The 17,014-nt window shown below is 44.6% G+C and carries 10 protein-coding genes; 5 read left to right on the plus strand and 5 right to left on the minus strand.

What is annotated here, in order from left to right; translation table 11 throughout:
- The 3 genes from ACRD6K_RS15290 to ACRD6K_RS15300 form a co-directional block, all read right to left on the minus strand.
- On the minus strand, window positions 1–957 hold a 957-nt coding region (locus ACRD6K_RS15290; RefSeq protein WP_430973961.1), incomplete at its 3' end, for a hypothetical protein.
- A 474-nt stretch (window positions 958–1,431) separates the two neighbouring features.
- Complete coding sequence (locus ACRD6K_RS15295) at window positions 1,432–2,016, minus strand: RNA polymerase sigma factor (RefSeq protein ID WP_299576039.1); 585 nt, start codon at window positions 2,014–2,016, stop codon at window positions 1,432–1,434.
- 625 nt (window positions 2,017–2,641) lie between these two features.
- Complete coding sequence (locus ACRD6K_RS15300; RefSeq protein WP_299576041.1) at window positions 2,642–3,379, minus strand: hypothetical protein; 738 nt, start codon at window positions 3,377–3,379, stop codon at window positions 2,642–2,644.
- A gap of 236 nt (window positions 3,380–3,615) precedes the next feature.
- Between ACRD6K_RS15300 and ACRD6K_RS15305 the strand changes: the two genes are divergently transcribed.
- Window positions 3,616–5,454 (plus strand): BamA/TamA family outer membrane protein, encoded by a 1,839-nt coding sequence (locus ACRD6K_RS15305; protein ID WP_430973962.1) that lies wholly within the window; start codon window positions 3,616–3,618, stop codon window positions 5,452–5,454.
- A 109-nt stretch (window positions 5,455–5,563) separates the two neighbouring features.
- Here ACRD6K_RS15305 and ACRD6K_RS15310 read toward each other — a convergent pair whose 3' ends face one another.
- Both ACRD6K_RS15310 and ACRD6K_RS15315 read right to left on the minus strand, forming a co-directional pair.
- Window positions 5,564–7,693 (minus strand): S9 family peptidase, encoded by a 2,130-nt coding sequence (locus ACRD6K_RS15310; RefSeq protein WP_430973963.1) that lies wholly within the window; start codon window positions 7,691–7,693, stop codon window positions 5,564–5,566.
- Window positions 7,694–7,796: 103 nt separating this feature from the next.
- Window positions 7,797–10,730, minus strand: coding sequence for a DEAD/DEAH box helicase (locus tag ACRD6K_RS15315; protein ID WP_430973964.1), 2,934 nt, complete (start codon window positions 10,728–10,730; stop codon window positions 7,797–7,799).
- 258 nt (window positions 10,731–10,988) lie between these two features.
- On the opposite strand from ACRD6K_RS15315, the gene ACRD6K_RS15320 reads away from it, so the two are divergent.
- The 4 genes from ACRD6K_RS15320 to ACRD6K_RS15335 all read left to right on the plus strand — a co-directional run bounded on the left by ACRD6K_RS15320 (window position 10,989) and on the right by ACRD6K_RS15335 (window position 17,011).
- On the plus strand, window positions 10,989–11,807 hold the full coding sequence (locus tag ACRD6K_RS15320) for a sulfide/dihydroorotate dehydrogenase-like FAD/NAD-binding protein (protein WP_430973965.1): 819 nt from the start codon (window positions 10,989–10,991) through the stop codon (window positions 11,805–11,807).
- A gap of 61 nt (window positions 11,808–11,868) precedes the next feature.
- Window positions 11,869–13,371, plus strand: a complete 1,503-nt coding sequence (gltA, locus tag ACRD6K_RS15325) for an NADPH-dependent glutamate synthase (protein WP_430973966.1) — start codon at window positions 11,869–11,871, stop codon at window positions 13,369–13,371.
- 81 nt (window positions 13,372–13,452) lie between these two features.
- Window positions 13,453–14,439 carry a dihydroorotate dehydrogenase-like protein gene (locus tag ACRD6K_RS15330; RefSeq protein ID WP_430973967.1) on the plus strand — a complete coding sequence of 329 codons (987 nt, stop codon included), beginning with the start codon at window positions 13,453–13,455 and terminating at the stop codon, window positions 14,437–14,439.
- A 133-nt stretch (window positions 14,440–14,572) separates the two neighbouring features.
- Complete coding sequence (locus ACRD6K_RS15335) at window positions 14,573–17,011, plus strand: PBP1 and LysM peptidoglycan-binding domain-containing protein (RefSeq protein ID WP_430973968.1); 2,439 nt, start codon at window positions 14,573–14,575, stop codon at window positions 17,009–17,011.
- Window positions 17,012–17,014: the final 3 nt, after the last annotated feature.

Here is a 17,014-nt window from a genome sequence, read left to right on the forward strand (position 1 = left end):
GATGGTTCCCAGCTTGGCTCGCAGGTCCATGATTTCGTTTTCCTGAATGGCTGCGTCAATGTCATTGATCAGCCTGATTTCAGCTTCCAGATCGGGGTTTTCTGCAAGCTCGGCTTCAAATGCGGCCAGTTTTTCATCGGTCAGTTCCAGGTTGATGTACTGATCGATTTCCTCCATTTTCTGAGTGGTTGAAGCCTCTGTTTGTTGGATGGACTGAAGACTTGCCCGAAGATCCATGATGTCGGTTTCGGCTGCCGCCTGATCAATTTCTTTATACAGTTCGATGTCTTTTTCCAAGTCGCTGCAGAGCAGAAGTTCCTGTTCGAAGTCAATGAGTTGCATTTCGTCGAGCTCGTTGTTGTTGTATTGCTCAATTTCCTGAGGGGTACGCTGATGCGCCGGGATGTTGGCCGCAATTTGCTTCAGGTTTGCTCTTAAATCCTGGATGTCTTTTTCCTGTAAAGCCGCCTGAACGTCTTCAAAAATGGCTTCGTCAGCGGGACTTAATGTAAATTCCTGGTCAGGGGCGGAATGTTGTTCCTGTTGTTCTTTGTAAAAGTGATGGATATTTTCTTTGGCTGCAATGTTGTGCTGGGCCAGGTGAATTTTGGGCAGGCTCTGGCTCAGATGCATAAAATCGTTAAGGTTGACCGGTTGACTGAATTCTTTGAAAGATGATAGTTCTTCGGAAAGCTCAAAGCTGAAGACTTGTTCTTCTGGGTTGGAGCGTGCCTGTTTGTCTGCCTTTTGCTCCTGGCTGATAATGTTTTTCAGGTTCTCACGCAGGTTTATGATGTCTGTTTCCTGCACGGCCTGTTGAATTTCTTCCTGTAGCCTGACTTCTTCGGCCAGCTCTGTATTGTAGGCCAGTTCAGCATTGAATTCGCTAAGCGCGTCGCCGGTCAACTCCCCGCTAAGGTACTTCTCAATTTGTTCGAATTTATTATTGCGTATCATCTTTCCCAAAATTAGTTATTCTAATATCCTTCTCTTTTTGTAAGAACTGCATCCGGATTTTTGTTCAGTGTTAGCTTTTAGCTATTTCCGGAATTGGTCTAATAATTACTCGTTCTTTGAAATCCGTTGATCTCAAGTCACACATGGTCCGTAAAATTGGTTGCTGAGCAAAATTGTAAGATTGGATTATCGAGACGATCATTTGAACAGGAGTGTCCTGCCGTTGAGACGTGCCGAAATCTTGCAATTCAATGTTCTTGTAGAATTACGTTGGAATCAGAAGCCACCAGTATTTCGTGGGAAATTACCGGATCGTGTATTTTATCATTTTCACTTCTTTATTCCGGAATTGCCCAAAAGGTAACCCTTGTTTTGAGTTTTTTTCGCTTGGATGCCTTTGTGGATTTGCTTTTCAGCTCATTGCATGTGAAGAAAAACTGACCTTAATCTGTAATTGAAGGTTAGTCAAAGCAATTAAGCATTGTCTTCCAGGATCTTTTTGTACTCAATATCCTGTTTGATGCTTTTCACCAAATACTCTTTACACTTGTACTTCCTTTTCTTGGCGTATTTCTCGCTTTGGTAGCCCATGACCTGTGCAATTTGTTTTAATGGTACTTTATCAAAAAAGAGCTGGAGTATTTTTTGACAGTCTTTGCCGAGATTTTTGAAATGCTTTTGATACAGCTTGTATTTTTCATTCATTTCAGCTGTTTCTTCAAAGCCACTGTCGTAAATGTCTTCGTTGAATTCGTGGTTGTCTTGAATCTTTTCACGCTCGTTTTTACGTTTTTCAAGTTGTTTCAACCACAAAAAACGGCAAACAGAGTAGATATAGGTTTCGAATGAGCAATCGAGCACGAGATCGTTGGCTTTCAATTTTCGATAGATGATAATAATCGCTTCCTGGAAGATGTCATTGGAATCTTCATCATCCCCGCTATTCTTTTTTATAAAGAAATTAATCTTATAAAAGAAATTCTTATAGATGTACTGGAGAATTAAATTGTCGTTCCTAAGAATTCCGTGAAGAAGTTCTTCATTCGTATAATTAATCATTTTCTCTATTTAATTCTTTATAATGTCTTTCCAGCTCGTTTTCTCATTCTCTCGGGTTTTCTGAAGGTGTATTATAGCATAGTTAATGCGTTCTGAAAACTTCCGATTTCGTGTTAAATATGCTTATAAAATGTTGAAAATGCAAATAGGTACATGGGCGTTCTCTGCTTCATATATTGGCGTTTGGCTAATTGTTTTAGTTGAGACTGAGAATAAAAGTACAAAATTAGTTGACTCAAAATGCTGAGGGTTTAAAATAATTTGTGTGGTCTTGAAGGGCCTGGGTTGAATTGAACGAATGTGATAATATGGCGGATTTGTCGTTTTATTTTTAATGAGGATAATTCGGGATAGCCTTGTTGGATGAGGTCGATTTGTGTCGTCGAGAAACTCCGGAGATTTAATTGCAGAAAGTGACTTTGAATTGGAGGAGTGGAAATTTCAAAAGGGGATAAAAACAAAAAGGTAGACCCTCTGGCCTACCTTTTCTCACTAAACTAACTAACCTAACTAAACCTAAACTTATGAAAAAAAACGTACTACAAAGATATGCTTTAAAACATTAACTCGAGTTAAAAATCTGTTAATTGATGTTAAAAAATTGTTTTATCTTACAAAATTCCGATTATTGAGCCACAAAGGTGTAAGAAATGGTGCCTTTTTGTTGGGCGGGAGCCGACTTATCTGTGTTAAAAACAGTTCGTTCTGCAGCTTGCTTGGCGTAAACCTCCAGCATGGGGTCTTTGAGGTTTGCATTTTTCCTTACTTCGGCTTGAATGACTTTGCCTCGTGGATTAACAACAATATCAACCACGACAAGTCCTCCTCCCTGTGCCAGATAAACCGGAATTGGCAGACGCAGGTGGTAACGATTCTCAAGAAAATAGTGAATGTTGCTTTCGCCGGAGTAAATGGTATTTTTAATGGAGTCCGGATCCATGCCTTCGGTTGTTTCTTCAGGCATCGCAAATTCCTCCAGTTGCTTGACTTCCTTGGCAAGTTGTTTATTTACATCGGCTACGAGTTTCTGTGCCTCTGCAATTTCTTTCTGGTACTCTTCATCAAAAAACGGATCTTTCATTGGCGCATCATTCACGGCTTGGTTGCTTCTGGAGGACGCTTGCGTCTGCTCAGTTTCATTAGCAGGCGTGTTTTCATCTTCTTTTTCTTCCGCCAACTCTTCAACTACTGGCTCTTCCAGTTCTTCCATGTCGGTAAAATCAAGAATGATGGGTTCTTCCTTCACTTCGCCTTTTAAGTTTACCTCGGCTAGTAAAAAGCTGCTTACCAGTAAAATGTGGAAGCATAATGTTCCAATTATACCGTAAATGTTTTCTTTGTATAGTTTCTTAATCTTTGACATGCAAGGGCAAAGTTAATAACAAAAGAGCCTTGTCGTGCCTTCCGGTATTGAATTTTGATGCATGTTTTTTATCTAAATATATTTCGGGGTTTACTGATGTGTCATTTTTTAATGTATTTTAATGGAAGATAAAAGACTGGGGATTTATTACTGCTCTGTTGAGCATTAAAAGATAATTCGAACCCAATTTTATCGTTTGGTAATAACTAGGAACATGATTCTAAAAAAAGGTTTTTGTGAATTGGCAGCTTAAATGGATATTATTTGGTGGGCTCTGGTTGTTTGTGGCTGGGGGATATGCACAGGAGCAAAAGCAGGATTCTGTTTTGAAAGCAAACACTTCGGAGCAGTTTTATGACAGTTTGAAGCATAAAGCCTATCGTCATCGGTTTACCCGGCTGATGTATGATAATTTAATTACCGATGGGAAGACGAAAGATCAGCAACAAATAGAACAAGAACTTTTACGTATGGGGGCTTTGGAGGGAAAAACCATCGCCTCTGTGAAAATTAAGCAGTTGGATATTATTGGCCCATCTTTCTCGGATACAGCAAGGGTGAGTCACAGCTGGCTAGGACAAACAGCCAATAAACTGCATACGCAGACCAATGAGCGGATTATTCGGAAAAACATTCTGGTACATCCGGGCGATACGCTGAATGTAGATTATTTGTTGGACAACGAACGGATTATCCGGAGGTTGCCCTTTATTAAAGATGTTCGAATTTTGGTTGACCAGGATTCTTTAATTCAGGATCACGTTCATGTGACAGTGTTGACCAAAGATGTCTTCTCATTTGGTGTGGGCGGCTATTTGGACGGACTGCGCGCTGCCAGTCTTGAAATGTATAATCAGAATATTTGGGGAATCGGTCATCAGTTGTCAGCTAAGGTCGTCGGTCATGTGGAGGAGCAACCATATATTGGCTTCGAGGGATTTTATACGATTAATAACATCGGCGGTAATTTTATGAATATCTCGCTAGGGTATGCAGATACATACCGCCGGAAAGGATTGTCCTTCGTTTTTGATAAAGAGTTTCTGCGATCGACAACCAAGTGGGGAGGCGGTTTTACAGCTGCGCGCTGGAATCGGGCTGACCGGCTGATTGATGACGGCCCGATTATCGTGAACTTTGATGAGCTGGATTATCGGTATTACGATGTGTGGGCCGGTTATGCTTTTCAGTTATTTGAAGGCGAGTTAAATAGAAATAAGCAGCTTGTTTTTTCCGGGCGGGCGCGTTTTTACGATTTTTTCAAACGCCCGGAGCCTGATCCGATGAATAATCAATATTTTGCCGATTCAAAATTCTACCTGGCAAGCCTGAGCTTGTCCAAGAGGCGCTATTTTCGCGACCACTTAATTTACAGCTATGGAATTACGGAGGATATTCCTAAAGGCTACCTGCATGAGTGGGTGTTGGGCTTTGATGACAATGAGTTCAACAATCGTTGGTATTCGCATTTGTATTTTTCTTCTGGAAATTTCATCAAATACAAACCATCCTATTTGCATGCCTCAGCTGGAATTGGTGGCTTTTTTCGATCGAACAGGTTTGAGCAGGGCCAGATTGAAGTTGACGGAAGCTATATTTCCAGGCTTTATGCCTTCGGGAATAAAGGGTTCAGACAGTTTATCAAGCTGAATTACCTTTTAGGTATTCGGCGTTTTGAGCTTGAAGAGTTGTCATTAAGAGGTGAAGACGGGATTCGGGGCTTTGGAAGCCGATTACCTCTAGGAAAGCAACGTTTGCTTCTCTGCTTTGAGTCTGTGGTTTTTCCGCCCAGGCACGTGCTTGACTTTAATTTTGCGTTCTTCAGTTTTGTTGATCTCGGAATTATCGGATCAAACAAGCACTTAATTTTTACCCAGGATTATTATGCCGGTGTTGGGGCTGGTGTGCGCATTCGAAATGAAAACCTGGTTTTTCAGACGTTGCAGCTGCGTTTGTCCTGGTTTCCTAATCACCCGGCAGATATTGGAACGTTTGGCTTTGAACTTAATGAACGGACCAAGAGCCAGTTTTATAATTTTCAACCCCGAAAACCAGACATGCTTCGCTTTGAATAGTTCTCATAGGATGATTGGAAGGTACGGTTGAGCTTATCCGAAAGCCGGTCTTTCAAAAGTGGTCGATCCATGAAGACTATCGTGTCATAGTCTTCATGGATCGATTGTATTATAAGTAGTCGAAAAAATACTGGCTTATTTTATTCATCAGGTGAAGGCGGTCTTTGCCGTATACATTATGCTCATGTATCGGGTAGGGGAAGAAGTCAACTGGTTTGTTTTGTTTCACACATTCACGTAAAAACTTCATGCTGTGCTGCATCACCACCGTTTCGTCTTGTGCACCATGAATCAGCAATAATTTGCCTTGCAGGTTTTCAACATGGTTCACCATATTGGTTTCCTGGTAACCTTCCGGATTTTCCTGGGGAGTGTCCATGTAGCGTTCGCCATACATAACTTCGTACATGCTCCAGTCGACAACCGGACCACCGGATACACCAACCTTAAATGTTTCGGGATGGCGCAGCATCAGGTTTAAGGTCATAAAACCGCCGTAACTCCATCCATGTACTCCGATTCGGTCGGCATCAACATAGGGAAGGTTCATTAGGTAGTTGGCTCCTTCCATCTGGTCTTCGGTTTCTGTCAGCCCCAACTTGCGGTGGATAACATTTTCAAAGGCTTCACCACGATTGGCAGATCCCCGGCTATCCACCGTAAACAGAATGTAGCCATTGGATGCCATATAATATTGCCACCAGCTTACGGCATTGTGCCAGGTGTTGTTTACCAGTTGGGCGTGTGGGCCACCGTAGACGTAAATTATGGCAGGATATTTTTTAGACGAGTCGAAGTTGGGGGGCAAAATCATTCGGCAGTACAAGTCTGTTGAGTCATCGGCTGCTTTGATGGTGAAAATTTCATTTTTACCAAAGGCGTAGTCCGCAGCCGGATCTTCGGCCGTATGAATGTTGCTCACGAATCGTCCGTTAGTGGCAATCAGGTCTGCCTTGCCCGGAACTGCATACCCGCTCCAGTTGTCAATGAGGTAGTTTTTATCGGGAGAAAAGCTGCCGCGGTGTGTTCCTGCTGCTTCATCCAAGCGGGTCATGACTCCATTGGAAATTTTCACGCGGTATAAATGACGCTCCGTCGGATTTTCCTTGGTGGCTTGAATATAAACAAACTGGTTGTCGGCTCCATAAAAATCAGTTACCTCCCAGTTGCCACGAGTGATTTGCTTGATTTGTTTCCCAGTGGTGTCGTACAGGTAAAGGTGAAACCAGCCGTCTTTCCGTGACCAGTAGTAAAACTGCTCCGGATTTTTTTCAGAAAAGACAATCGGGTGCTGAGGTTCAACGTAAGTTGTGCTTGTTTCTTCAAATAATGTTTTAACCTTTTCGCCACTTGCCACCGCGTATTGGTTTAGCTGCATGTGGTTTTGTTCGCGGTTAAGCTCGGCCAGGTAGATGAAGTCATCCTGCGGCCCCCAGCTGATGTTGGTGAGGTAGTGGTCATCGGGTTGTCCAGTGTTAAAAAAATGAGTTTTTCCGGTTGTCATATCATAGATGCCCACGGTTACCTGGTGGCTGGTCATGCCGGCCATGGGGTATTTTACAGGCTTGTGTTCGGCTTGGCGGGCCATGTAATCAACCAGCGGATAATCCTTTACCATGCTTTCGTCTTTTCGGTAAAAAGCAATTTTGGTTCCGGTGGACGAAAAGAAAATACCTTTACTAATGCCAAACTCCCGACGATGAACGTAATGTCCATTCAGAACTCCTTCGGCTGTGTCAAACGTAATTTGTTTCTCGCCTTGAGCATTTTTCATATACAGGTTTTGCCCTTTTGTATAGGCCAGGCTGAGACTGGCGTCGCAAAAATCAATGTTTTGAGCCGTTTCGGGAAGCGACAGCTTCTGATCAATTTTCTTGTCTGCGAGATTGAAAAGAATCATCTGGCGCGACTTCCAGAAGCGAATGGTATTGGAGTTTACAAATGAAAAAGACGGAAAGCTGGAAAAAGACCAGTCTTCCTGATTGGATTCTGCTTGTGTCAGGTCGTTCAGTGTAAGTAAAACTTCTTTTTGGTTTTTGGGCACCGAATACTGAAACAGCGTGTCGTTTTCAACCAGGACATAGTGTTTGCTGTCCTGCCATTGCAGTGACCTCGGAGATTCGGGGCGTAAGTAACTTGATCGGCCAATTACGGCATCTTCCAGGGTTAATGACTTTTTCTGAGCAAAACTCAGTGTTGAAATCAGAAAAAATAAAAGGGTGTATTGTACTATTTTCATTATTGATTGGATTTTAGTCGTTGAAATGGCAAAACTATGGCTTTTTTGTTTTGTTGATCATGAGTTCGCTCAGGCTTCATTTTGTTACACGGATCCTGAAAAATTAGCTCAAAAGGTTCATGATCTCTTTTTGAGTAATGGCCTGGAATGGGTTATTGGAATTGATAAACTTCTCGGCCAAAGACGATTTTCGTTCTTTTAAAAGTTGTATTTTTTCTTCGATGGAGCCTTCGGTGATGAAGCGGTAAACGAAGACTTTTTTGTCTTGCCCAATGCGGTGAGCCCGGTTGATGGCCTGGTTTTCGGCGGCCGGGTTCCACCACGGATCAATGATGAAAACATAGTCGGCCGAGGTGAGGTTTAATCCAACTCCGCCTGCTTTTAGCGAAATAAGAAAAATCCGGTTTTCGGGATCTTCCTGAAAGCTTTTAATGACTTCCTCCCGTTTGCTGGTTTGGCCGGTTAGCAAGGAGTATTTCCACTTTTGAGCTTCAATTTTTTCTTTTAAAAGATCTAAATGTTTCACGAAAGAAGAGAAAATTAGCACCTTGTGTTTTTCAGCCATCAGGTTGGATAAGCTGCGGAAAATCTCATCGAATTTACCCGATTCAGCTTGCTCGTCATCATTCAGCATGGATGGATGATTGGCTAATTGCCGGAGCTTTGTGAGCCCCTGAAGAATAACAATGGCCGACTTTTGGATGCCTTCCTGTTCAATGTTCTGCAAAATGTTGTTGCGAATAATTGACTTTTCCTTGTCGTAAAAACGTTGTTGTTCTTTCGACATCCCGCAGTAACGTATTTGCTCGGTCAGGGGCGGAAGATCGCGGGCCACATCCTCTTTTTTGCGTCGTAAAACAAAGGGGCGAATAAGGGTTTGAAGTTTTGCCTGTTTGTCCGGATCGTTTTTCTTCTCGATGGGCGTAATGAATTCACGTTTGAAATAAGCCTGATTGCCCAGCAGACCCTTGTTCAGAAAGTTGATTTGCGACCATAAATCTGAAAGCGAATTTTCAATGGGAGTTCCGGTAAGCACCAGCCGGTGTTTGGCTTTTAGCTTCGTGATGGTTTGGTAGGTTTTCGAACCTGAGTTTTTAATATTCTGACTTTCGTCCAGAATCAGGTAGAAAAACTCATGTTCTCTTAACAGTTCGTGGTCGTTGCGAACCGTTCCGTAAGTGGTCAGTATAATATCGTAGTACGAAATCAGACCTTTCAGGTTGAGTGTTTTTTTGCGTTGAATACCTACATGTTTATATACCTTTAAAGAAGGTGTAAATTTTTTAATCTCATTTTCCCAGTTGTGAACCAGCGAAGTGGGCATCACAATCAGCGAGGCGGCCTGCGTTTCTTCTTTAGGGGGCTGTTCGTTGTTGAAAATAGCCAATTGCTTGTCCGATTCTGTTTGTTCTGGAACAATGATTTGTCGTTTCATGCGCTTAAGCTTGAGCAGCAAAGTCAGTGTTTGAAGCGTCTTTCCCAACCCCATGTCGTCGGCCAGGCATCCGCCAAACTGGTGTTCGTACAGGCGGTACATCCACGAAAAACCTTCTTCCTGGTATGTGCGAAGTTTGGCCTGAATGTTGGCCGGAACCGCCACCGGCTCGGAAGCTGACTCACTGATTTTGTCCAGGCGTTGAAAAAAGCTTTTATCAATGCCTTTCACCCTTTTTTTGAGCAACTGGTAATGGTGCTTTTGCAGCTGCATGGCGTGCCCTTCCTGTTTTACAAATGGAAGCAGGTCTTCATATTCGGCGAACCATTCCTTGGGTAAAATTGCGACTTCACCATTGGGAAGTTCAAACTCGCGAATGCCGTTCAAAATATTTCGCTTCAGCTTAATGAAGGGAATTTCGTAGTCGCCAAAACGAACCTTGGCATAAATATCAAACCAATCTTCTTTGGTTTTTATTTCGACTTGCAGGTCCTGGCTTTCGGTCGAGTAGCGCTTCTCGTATTGGTTTTGTTGTAATTCGAATCCAGCCTCCAGGAGCGTCTCTTTGTGTTTGTTCAGCCACTTGAGGAGTTCAAACAGCCGGTCGGTGCCATCAAGCAGGTCAGCCCCTTTGGGGAAATAAATGCCATCCTTTTCCTGAAGCCCCAACTCCTGAAGCAGATGTAGCAACTGACCTTCCCACGAATGATCACGCATGTATTTTTTGAAGGTGTAGTTATCCTGTTCTTTTTCGAGGGTGACAGACACCGATGATTTGCTGTTGGCCAGGTACTCCGTGTCGCCGTAGTTGAATTTGGGCAGAAACACCGCTTCCAATTGAAGGTTGGGCTCCAGCGATAACAGGGCTTTTTTGTTGCCGGAACACTCCTCGATACTAAAACCCGAAGCGCGTACCGGGTAGGTTTTAATCATGTTCAGCACAAAGGTTTGGAAGTATTTTTCTTCCACGGCTTTGGGGATGAAGATAATGTCCTTTTCCATGAAAGGAACCAGCTTTTTGGCACTTATGTGTTGAAAAAGGTAAAGCTGGTTTTGCAAAACAAAGCTGCAGGGCTGGCTGGTTACGATGGTCAAGTTTTTATGAAGAATGTTCAGTGGCTTGTTGTTGTGCTTTATTTCAAGCGAATAGCGGGTACCTTCGGCTGTCCGGTCAAAACAAAAGGTCGCCCTCGAATACTGTTCGGGCACCTTGATCTGATCTTCTTCATACAAATTGGCATATTTAGCTTGTTTGAAAAACAGCCGTGTATTTTGCTCCATTAACAAAAGTGAAATTTGCCGCATGTATCGGTCAATATAAGGGCTGATGTGTTCCTGAAAAAGCCCCTGATCCATCTGTTGAAAAAACTTAGAGGATTCTTTCTTCTTCGAGAATTTTTTAACCAGATTCTCATCACTGTACCGGTCGGTTAGCCGCACCAGTTCCTGCTCCTGGCTGCTTAGTGTCAGGTCATTCAGATCATGCGGTTTTATCAATTTGATGATGCTGTAGAAGGAGACTTTTTTTTCGATTAAAAAAGCCTGGTATAAGTAGCCAAATGTCCGGTGTTCGGTGAGTCCAATGATTAATTCTTGTGCCATCTAATAAAAGCGGATTAAAAAGAAACAGCCTGTTTTTGAAAAAAACGAACCTCAAATATACATGAATTTTGGGCAGCCCTTTTGCTTTATGGGCAGATTTTGCAATAAGATTAATTTAAACGCCCAATCCGTTGGTTAGTCATTGTAAGAATGAATATAAATTAGCATGAAATGGCCAGGGGGCCCCCTGATTTTACGAAGACATTACTATTTTTGACCTGCCAAATTAGGCTTAAAAATAAAAATAGTGATTTAACGATGTATCAAATAGTTGAAAAAGAGTCGTTTTCGGAAAAAGTTGTGAAATTGGTTGTTCATGCTCCGCGGATTGCCCGTGCACGAAAGCCGGGACACTTTATCATTTTGCGGATTGATGAGCAAGGAGAACGAATTCCGCTGACGATTGCTCAGGCAGATAAGAATGCAGGCACGATTACCCTGGTAGTTCAAAAAGTAGGCGTAAGTTCTACCCGTTTGTGTGAAATGAATCCGGGAGACAGCATCCTGGACTTGGTGGGGCCGCTGGGAAAAGCAACACACATTCACCAGGCCGGAACCATTCTGGCTTGTGGCGGTGGGGTTGGTATTGCGCCTTTGCTGCCGATTGTGGAAGGGTTTAAAAAAGCAGGTAACCGCGTTGTAACCGTGTTGGCAGCCCGCTCCAAAGATTTGATAATTCTGGAAGATGAAATTCGTCAATGGTCCGATGAGGTAATTATTATGACCGATGATGGATCATACGGAAATAAAGGGTTGGTAACGACTGGTGCCGAAGAAGTCATTAAGCGCGAGCAGATTGATGAGTGCGTGGCCATTGGACCAGCTGTGATGATGAAATTCACTGCCTTACTCACCAAAAAATATAATATTCCAACACAAGCCAGTCTGAATGCGGTGATGGTGGATGGAACAGGTATGTGTGGCGCCTGCCGAGCCAATGTCGGAGGTGAAACCAAATTTACCTGCATTGACGGACCTGAGTTTGACGCCCACAAAATTGATTTTGATGAGCTGATTCAGCGCCTGGGCGGCTATATGGCCGAAGAAAAAGAAGCCTGGGAGCAGGCCAATGGATGATTGCACGACCATCCAGTTGCTGGGTGAGTCTTTGTTGGAATTGCATTAAACGGAAATTGAAATGAAAGAATACTTAAAAATAGAACGCGATACAGAATGGCGTGTAGAGCTCCGTTCACAACTTAAAAATAAAGAACGGACCATGCGCGAGCGGGTAGTGATGCCCGGTCTTGATCCGTTGGAACGAATTAAATACCAGGATCGTGAAGTGAACCTCGGGCTGGACGAAGCCAGTGCCCGTGCTGAGGCCTCACGCTGTATGGACTGTGTAAACCCAACCTGTATTGAAGGTTGCCCGGTTAGCATTAACATTCCAAAGTTTATTAAAAATATTGAGCGTGGCGAAGTGCTTGAAGCAGCTAAAACGCTTAAGGAAACTTCGGCCCTTCCGGCGGTGTGCGGACGTGTTTGTCCACAGGAAAAACAATGTGAAGCCCAGTGCTTTTACACGCTGAAACTGAAAAAAGAACCGGTAGCCATTGGTTATCTTGAGCGTTTTGCGGCTGATTATGAGCAAAACAGTGGTGCGGTTTCTGTGCCTGAAACGGCAGCTAAAAACAACATCAAAGTGGCTGCGATTGGCTCTGGACCAGCTTCCCTGTCTTTTGCCGGCGACATGGCCAAATTGGGATATGATGTAACTGTTTTCGAAGCGCTGCACGAAATTGGTGGCGTATTGAAGTACGGTATCCCCGAATTCCGTTTGCCCAACCGCGTGGTGGATGTGGAACTGGAAAGCCTTGAAAACATGGGTGTGAAATTTGAACGGAATTTCATCGTTGGACGTACGGCTTCTTTTGATGATTTGAAAGAAGAAGGTTATCAGGCGTTTTTCGTGGCCAGTGGAGCAGGCTTGCCTCGCTTTATGAATATCCCGGGAGAAAACTACAATGGAATTTTGTCTTCCAACGAATACCTGACGCGTGTGAATTTGATGCATGCAGCCGAAAAAGAATTTGACACGCCAGTCCTTCGCGGTAAGAACATTGCTGTAGTAGGTGGTGGAAATACGGCCATGGACTCGGTGCGTACTGCCAAGCGTTTAGGTGCCGAGCGAGCCATGATCATTTATCGTCGTTCGCGGGAAGAAATGCCGGCCCGGGTTGAAGAAGTTTTGCATGCCGAAGAAGAAGGTATTGAGTTTTTGAACCTGACCAATCCGGTTGAATATTTTGCCGATGAAAACGGACGGGTAAACCGCATGCGTGTTCAGAAAATGGAGCTGGGTGAGCCCGATGCCTCAGGACGTCGTCGTCCGGTGGTGGTTGAAGGATCAGAATATGACATCCCGGTGGATGTGGTTGTGGTTGCTATTGGCGTTTCGCCGAACCCGCTGGTGCCATCTGAGTTGCCTGAACTGAAGGTGAGCCGTTGGGGAACCATTGAGGTTGACCCGGAAACCATGCAAAGCTCTATTCCGGAACTGTTTGCCGGTGGCGATATTGTACGTGGAGGAGCCACAGTAATTCTGGCCATGGGCGACGGACGTAAAGCGGCTGCCGGCATGAATAACTACCTTCAGGGAAAATTGAAGGAGCGGGCAACAGAAGCTTCCGGCAATTAACTGGAGCAGGTAAATAATAAGGTCGGTTTTTGCTTGCTAAAAGTCAGAAACCCCAAATATGAATCAAGAAAAAACAAGCATATGGCCAATTTAACAAGCCAATTCTTCGGATTAGAATTAAAAAGCCCGGTGATTGCTGCCAGCAGCAGCATGACTGGAGATCTGGAACAAATCAAAAAACTGGCTCAAGCCGGTGTGGGAGCGATTGTCCTTAAATCGTTGTTTGAAGAGGAGATTGATGCCCAGCTTCAGGAGGAGTTGTCCAAGCGCAAAGCTTTGGAACCCGATCCGGAGTACATGGATTATTTTGATTATATCATCAGAGATGAAAATCTGAAAGATTATACCAGCCTGATTCGTCAAGCCAAGCAGGCGGTTGATGTGCCCATTGTGGCTAGCGTAAACTGCGTTAGCACGGTTGATTGGGTTGTTTTTAGCAAGAAGCTGGAAGAGGCCGGAGCGGATGCCTTGGAGCTGAACCTGTTTGCCTTGCCTTCGGATGTGACGAAAAGCAATGAAGCCAGCGAGCAGTTTTATTTCAAAACAATTGCTGAAGTATTGAAAACAGTGTCTATTCCGGTGTCGATTAAAATCAGCCATTATTTCTCCAACCTGGCCGGAATGATTCAGCGATTGTCTGAAACAGGCGTCAGCGGAATCAGCTTATTCAATCGTTTTTATTCGCCTGACATTGATATTAACCAGGAAGAAGTGGTTGGTGCCGATGTCCTCAGCAACCCGAGCGATTACTTAATGCCTTTGCGCTGGACCGGAATTATGGCCTCCAAAACGGCTTGTCCTTTGGCGGCAACAACCGGTGTTCATTCGGCCGAAACAGCTATCAAGTTTTTGCTGGCAGGTGCGAATGCTGTTCAGATTGCTTCGGTATTGTATACCAACGGAGCGGCTGTGGTGACGGAAATGAACCAGCAAATTGCGGCCTGGATGGATGAAAAAGGCTATTCTTCAGTTGCCGATTTTAAAGGGAAACTGGCCGTTGGCGAAGCCGATGCCACCCTGTATGAGCGTGCTCAGTTCATGAAATATTTTAGTCAGAAGAGTTTCTAGCAAGGCGGTGCGAACGTACAATTAAATGCTTTTTAACACGTTCTTGGGGTGAAGATCAATCGAGAAATCTTATTTTTGTGAAATTGCAAAAATGGGTCATTAAGTTTGACCATGCTAAATCGAATTTACAACAATGAAGAATCGCATTATAATTACCCTTCTAGTATTTTTCTTAGGATTTCAGCTTTACGCACAAGAACGACGAATTCAGGAAGATGGTCAAACCTTCCTGATTCATGTGGTTGAAAAGGGAGAAACGATCTTTTCGCTTAGCAAAGCTTATTCGGTGGATCGCAAGGATTTGCTCAATGCGAATCCGAGTTTGATTTTTGGCCTGAAAACCGGTCAGGAATTGCGCATACCGGTGGCTGAAAGCACCGAAACGGTTGCCCCAAAAACGGAAGAGCAGCCCCAGTTGGACGAGCTGCCTTCGTTTCATTCTTACCGGGTGAAGCGGAAAGATGCCTTGCACTTTATTGCCAAAAGCTTCAACCTGGAGGTGGCCGATATCGTGAAGTACAATCCGCAGTTGGAAGAAAAGGGCTTGAAAAGAGGACAAACCTTGCTTATTCCGGATGCGAATGATTTGAAACGAATTCGTGAAAACCGGGAAGCAAGACGTGCCAGAGCGGAGCAGGAAGTTACCGCACCAGTAACCAAGCATCGGGTGGTGGGTGATGAGACACTTTATTCGATTGCCAAAAAATACAACTGTTCCATTGCTGATCTGATTAAGGCTAACCCGAAGGTGAAGGAAAGCCTGCGTATTGGCATGGAGCTCACCATTCCGGAAAAAGCGTTCGAAGCGGTGACTGATGTTCCGGCAGGCGAGGAATTCTTTATTCATTTGGTGGAATCGGGAGAAACCTTTTGGAGGCTGGAGCGTGAATACCATGTGACGCGCGATGTGCTGGAAAAATACAACCCGGCACTGGAGCATGGTTTGCAGGCTGGCTTACGCATTAAGATTCCGGTTACCGAAGAGGTGCCCGATATTCAGGTGGCACCGGTTAACGAGGAGGCCTTCACCAAGCACGTGGTTGCCCGTGGCGAAACGCTTTACAGCATATCCAATCAATACCAGGTCAAGATTACTTCCATTAAAAAGAGCAATCCGGTGTTGGGCTACCGCGGCTTAATGGCCGGCGAAACCATTTTGATTCCGAATGAAGTGGAAGCGGCGCCTCAGCCAATGGTTGCCGAGGAGGCGCTTGAGGAGGAGGAGCCGGAAGAAATGCCGCGGGAAGAAGCTCCGGCAAGGCTACAGCCTTTGGACTACTCGGTGCAGGTTGTTGCTCAGGAGCGTCCTTTAGCTTGTGAGGCGAGCGACCAGGCACGGTTTAAAAAATACGATGTGGCTTTGCTTTTGCCCCTGTACCTGGAGGCCAATGATACGGTAAACCGGGTACGCATGACCAAAGAGCAAATGCTGCAGGATGCCGATTTTATGAGTCAGTTTGCCAGCCCGGAAGAGCTGCCGGCTGATACGTTTAAAATCCGCAATGAAAAGATTATTTATCCCCGTTCAGAAAATTTCGTTCATTTTTACGAAGGCGTTTTGCTGGCGGTTGATAGCTTGCAGCGGGCCGGCATGAATGTGCAGTTGCACGTGTTTGACACCAATCAGAAACAGGCGGTGGTGGATTCGCTGATTCGCCTGGACGTGTTTCAGGAAGTGGACCTAATCATTGGGCCGGTTTTCCCGGAGTTGCAGGGACCGGTTGCTGATTTTGCCCTTCGGAACCAAATCCCCATGGTGTCGCCGCTGTCATCGGCAGGCGATTTTGAAACCCGCAATCCGTGGTACTTCAAAATTAACCCAACCAAGGATTACCTGGTGCGGGAAACCGCGGATTACATCGGAGAAGAATATTTCAACAAGAACCTGATCGTGCTGGAAATGGGGGAGTATAAGCATTTGCCCGAAGCCACGCTGGTTGACCTGTGCCGGGAGAAATTTTTTGCGTCGGCCTTTTTAGAGGGCGACCGCGATGTACGTTTTCAGGAATACAATTTCAGTCGGGAAGGCTATTGGGGCTTGCGCCGCATTTTGAGCAAAACGCGCGAGAATGTCTTTATCATTCCATCGGCCACAGAGGCGCAGGTGAGTGTGGCGGTGTCCAACATCAATTCGCTGGCCGAAGATTATCCGGTGACCCTGGTTGGCTTGTCCAACTTTCAGCGATACAACAGTATTCAACCCGAGTATTTTCATCATACCAACCTGCATTTGCTGAGCCCGTATTATATCAACTACCAGGCTCCGCTGACGAACCGGTTTGTTGAAAGTTTCCGGCGTAATTTTTCAGCCGAACCCAACCAGTTCAGCTTCCAGGGGTATGATGTGGCTTATTATTTTATGTCGGCCTTGTTTCAGTATGGCGAAAACTTTACCGATTGCCTGCCTTATCATCATGTGGCCTTGAACCAGGCGGAATTTTATTTTGACCGGGTGAGTCGCTATGGCGGATTTATGAACCGGGGCTTGTACATTCTGAATTACAAACACAATTACGAAATTGCGGTGGATGGGCTGGAAGGTATTCCAAGCTTGTTGCTGACCGAAGAATAGGTG

Source organism: Sunxiuqinia rutila (genome assembly GCF_050589705.1).
GTDB classification, from domain to species: domain Bacteria; phylum Bacteroidota; class Bacteroidia; order Bacteroidales; family Prolixibacteraceae; genus Sunxiuqinia; species Sunxiuqinia rutila.

Bases quoted from the DNA above. Each gene is read 5' to 3' on its own strand.
- ACRD6K_RS15320 (WP_430973965.1), top strand. From the start codon at position 10,989: ATGTATCAAATAGTTGAAAAAGAGTCGTTTTCGGAAAAAGTTGTGAAA.
- ACRD6K_RS15330 (WP_430973967.1), top strand. From the start codon at position 13,453: ATGGCCAATTTAACAAGCCAATTCTTCGGATTAGAATTAAAAAGCCCG.
- ACRD6K_RS15335 (WP_430973968.1), top strand. From the start codon at position 14,573: ATGAAGAATCGCATTATAATTACCCTTCTAGTATTTTTCTTAGGATTT.
- ACRD6K_RS15295 (WP_299576039.1), bottom strand. From the start codon at position 2,016: ATGATTAATTATACGAATGAAGAACTTCTTCACGGAATTCTTAGGAAC.
- ACRD6K_RS15300 (WP_299576041.1), bottom strand. From the start codon at position 3,379: ATGTCAAAGATTAAGAAACTATACAAAGAAAACATTTACGGTATAATT.
- ACRD6K_RS15315 (WP_430973964.1), bottom strand. From the start codon at position 10,730: ATGGCACAAGAATTAATCATTGGACTCACCGAACACCGGACATTTGGC.
- gltA (WP_430973966.1), top strand. From the start codon at position 11,869: ATGAAAGAATACTTAAAAATAGAACGCGATACAGAATGGCGTGTAGAG.
- ACRD6K_RS15310 (WP_430973963.1), bottom strand. From the start codon at position 7,693: ATGAAAATAGTACAATACACCCTTTTATTTTTTCTGATTTCAACACTG.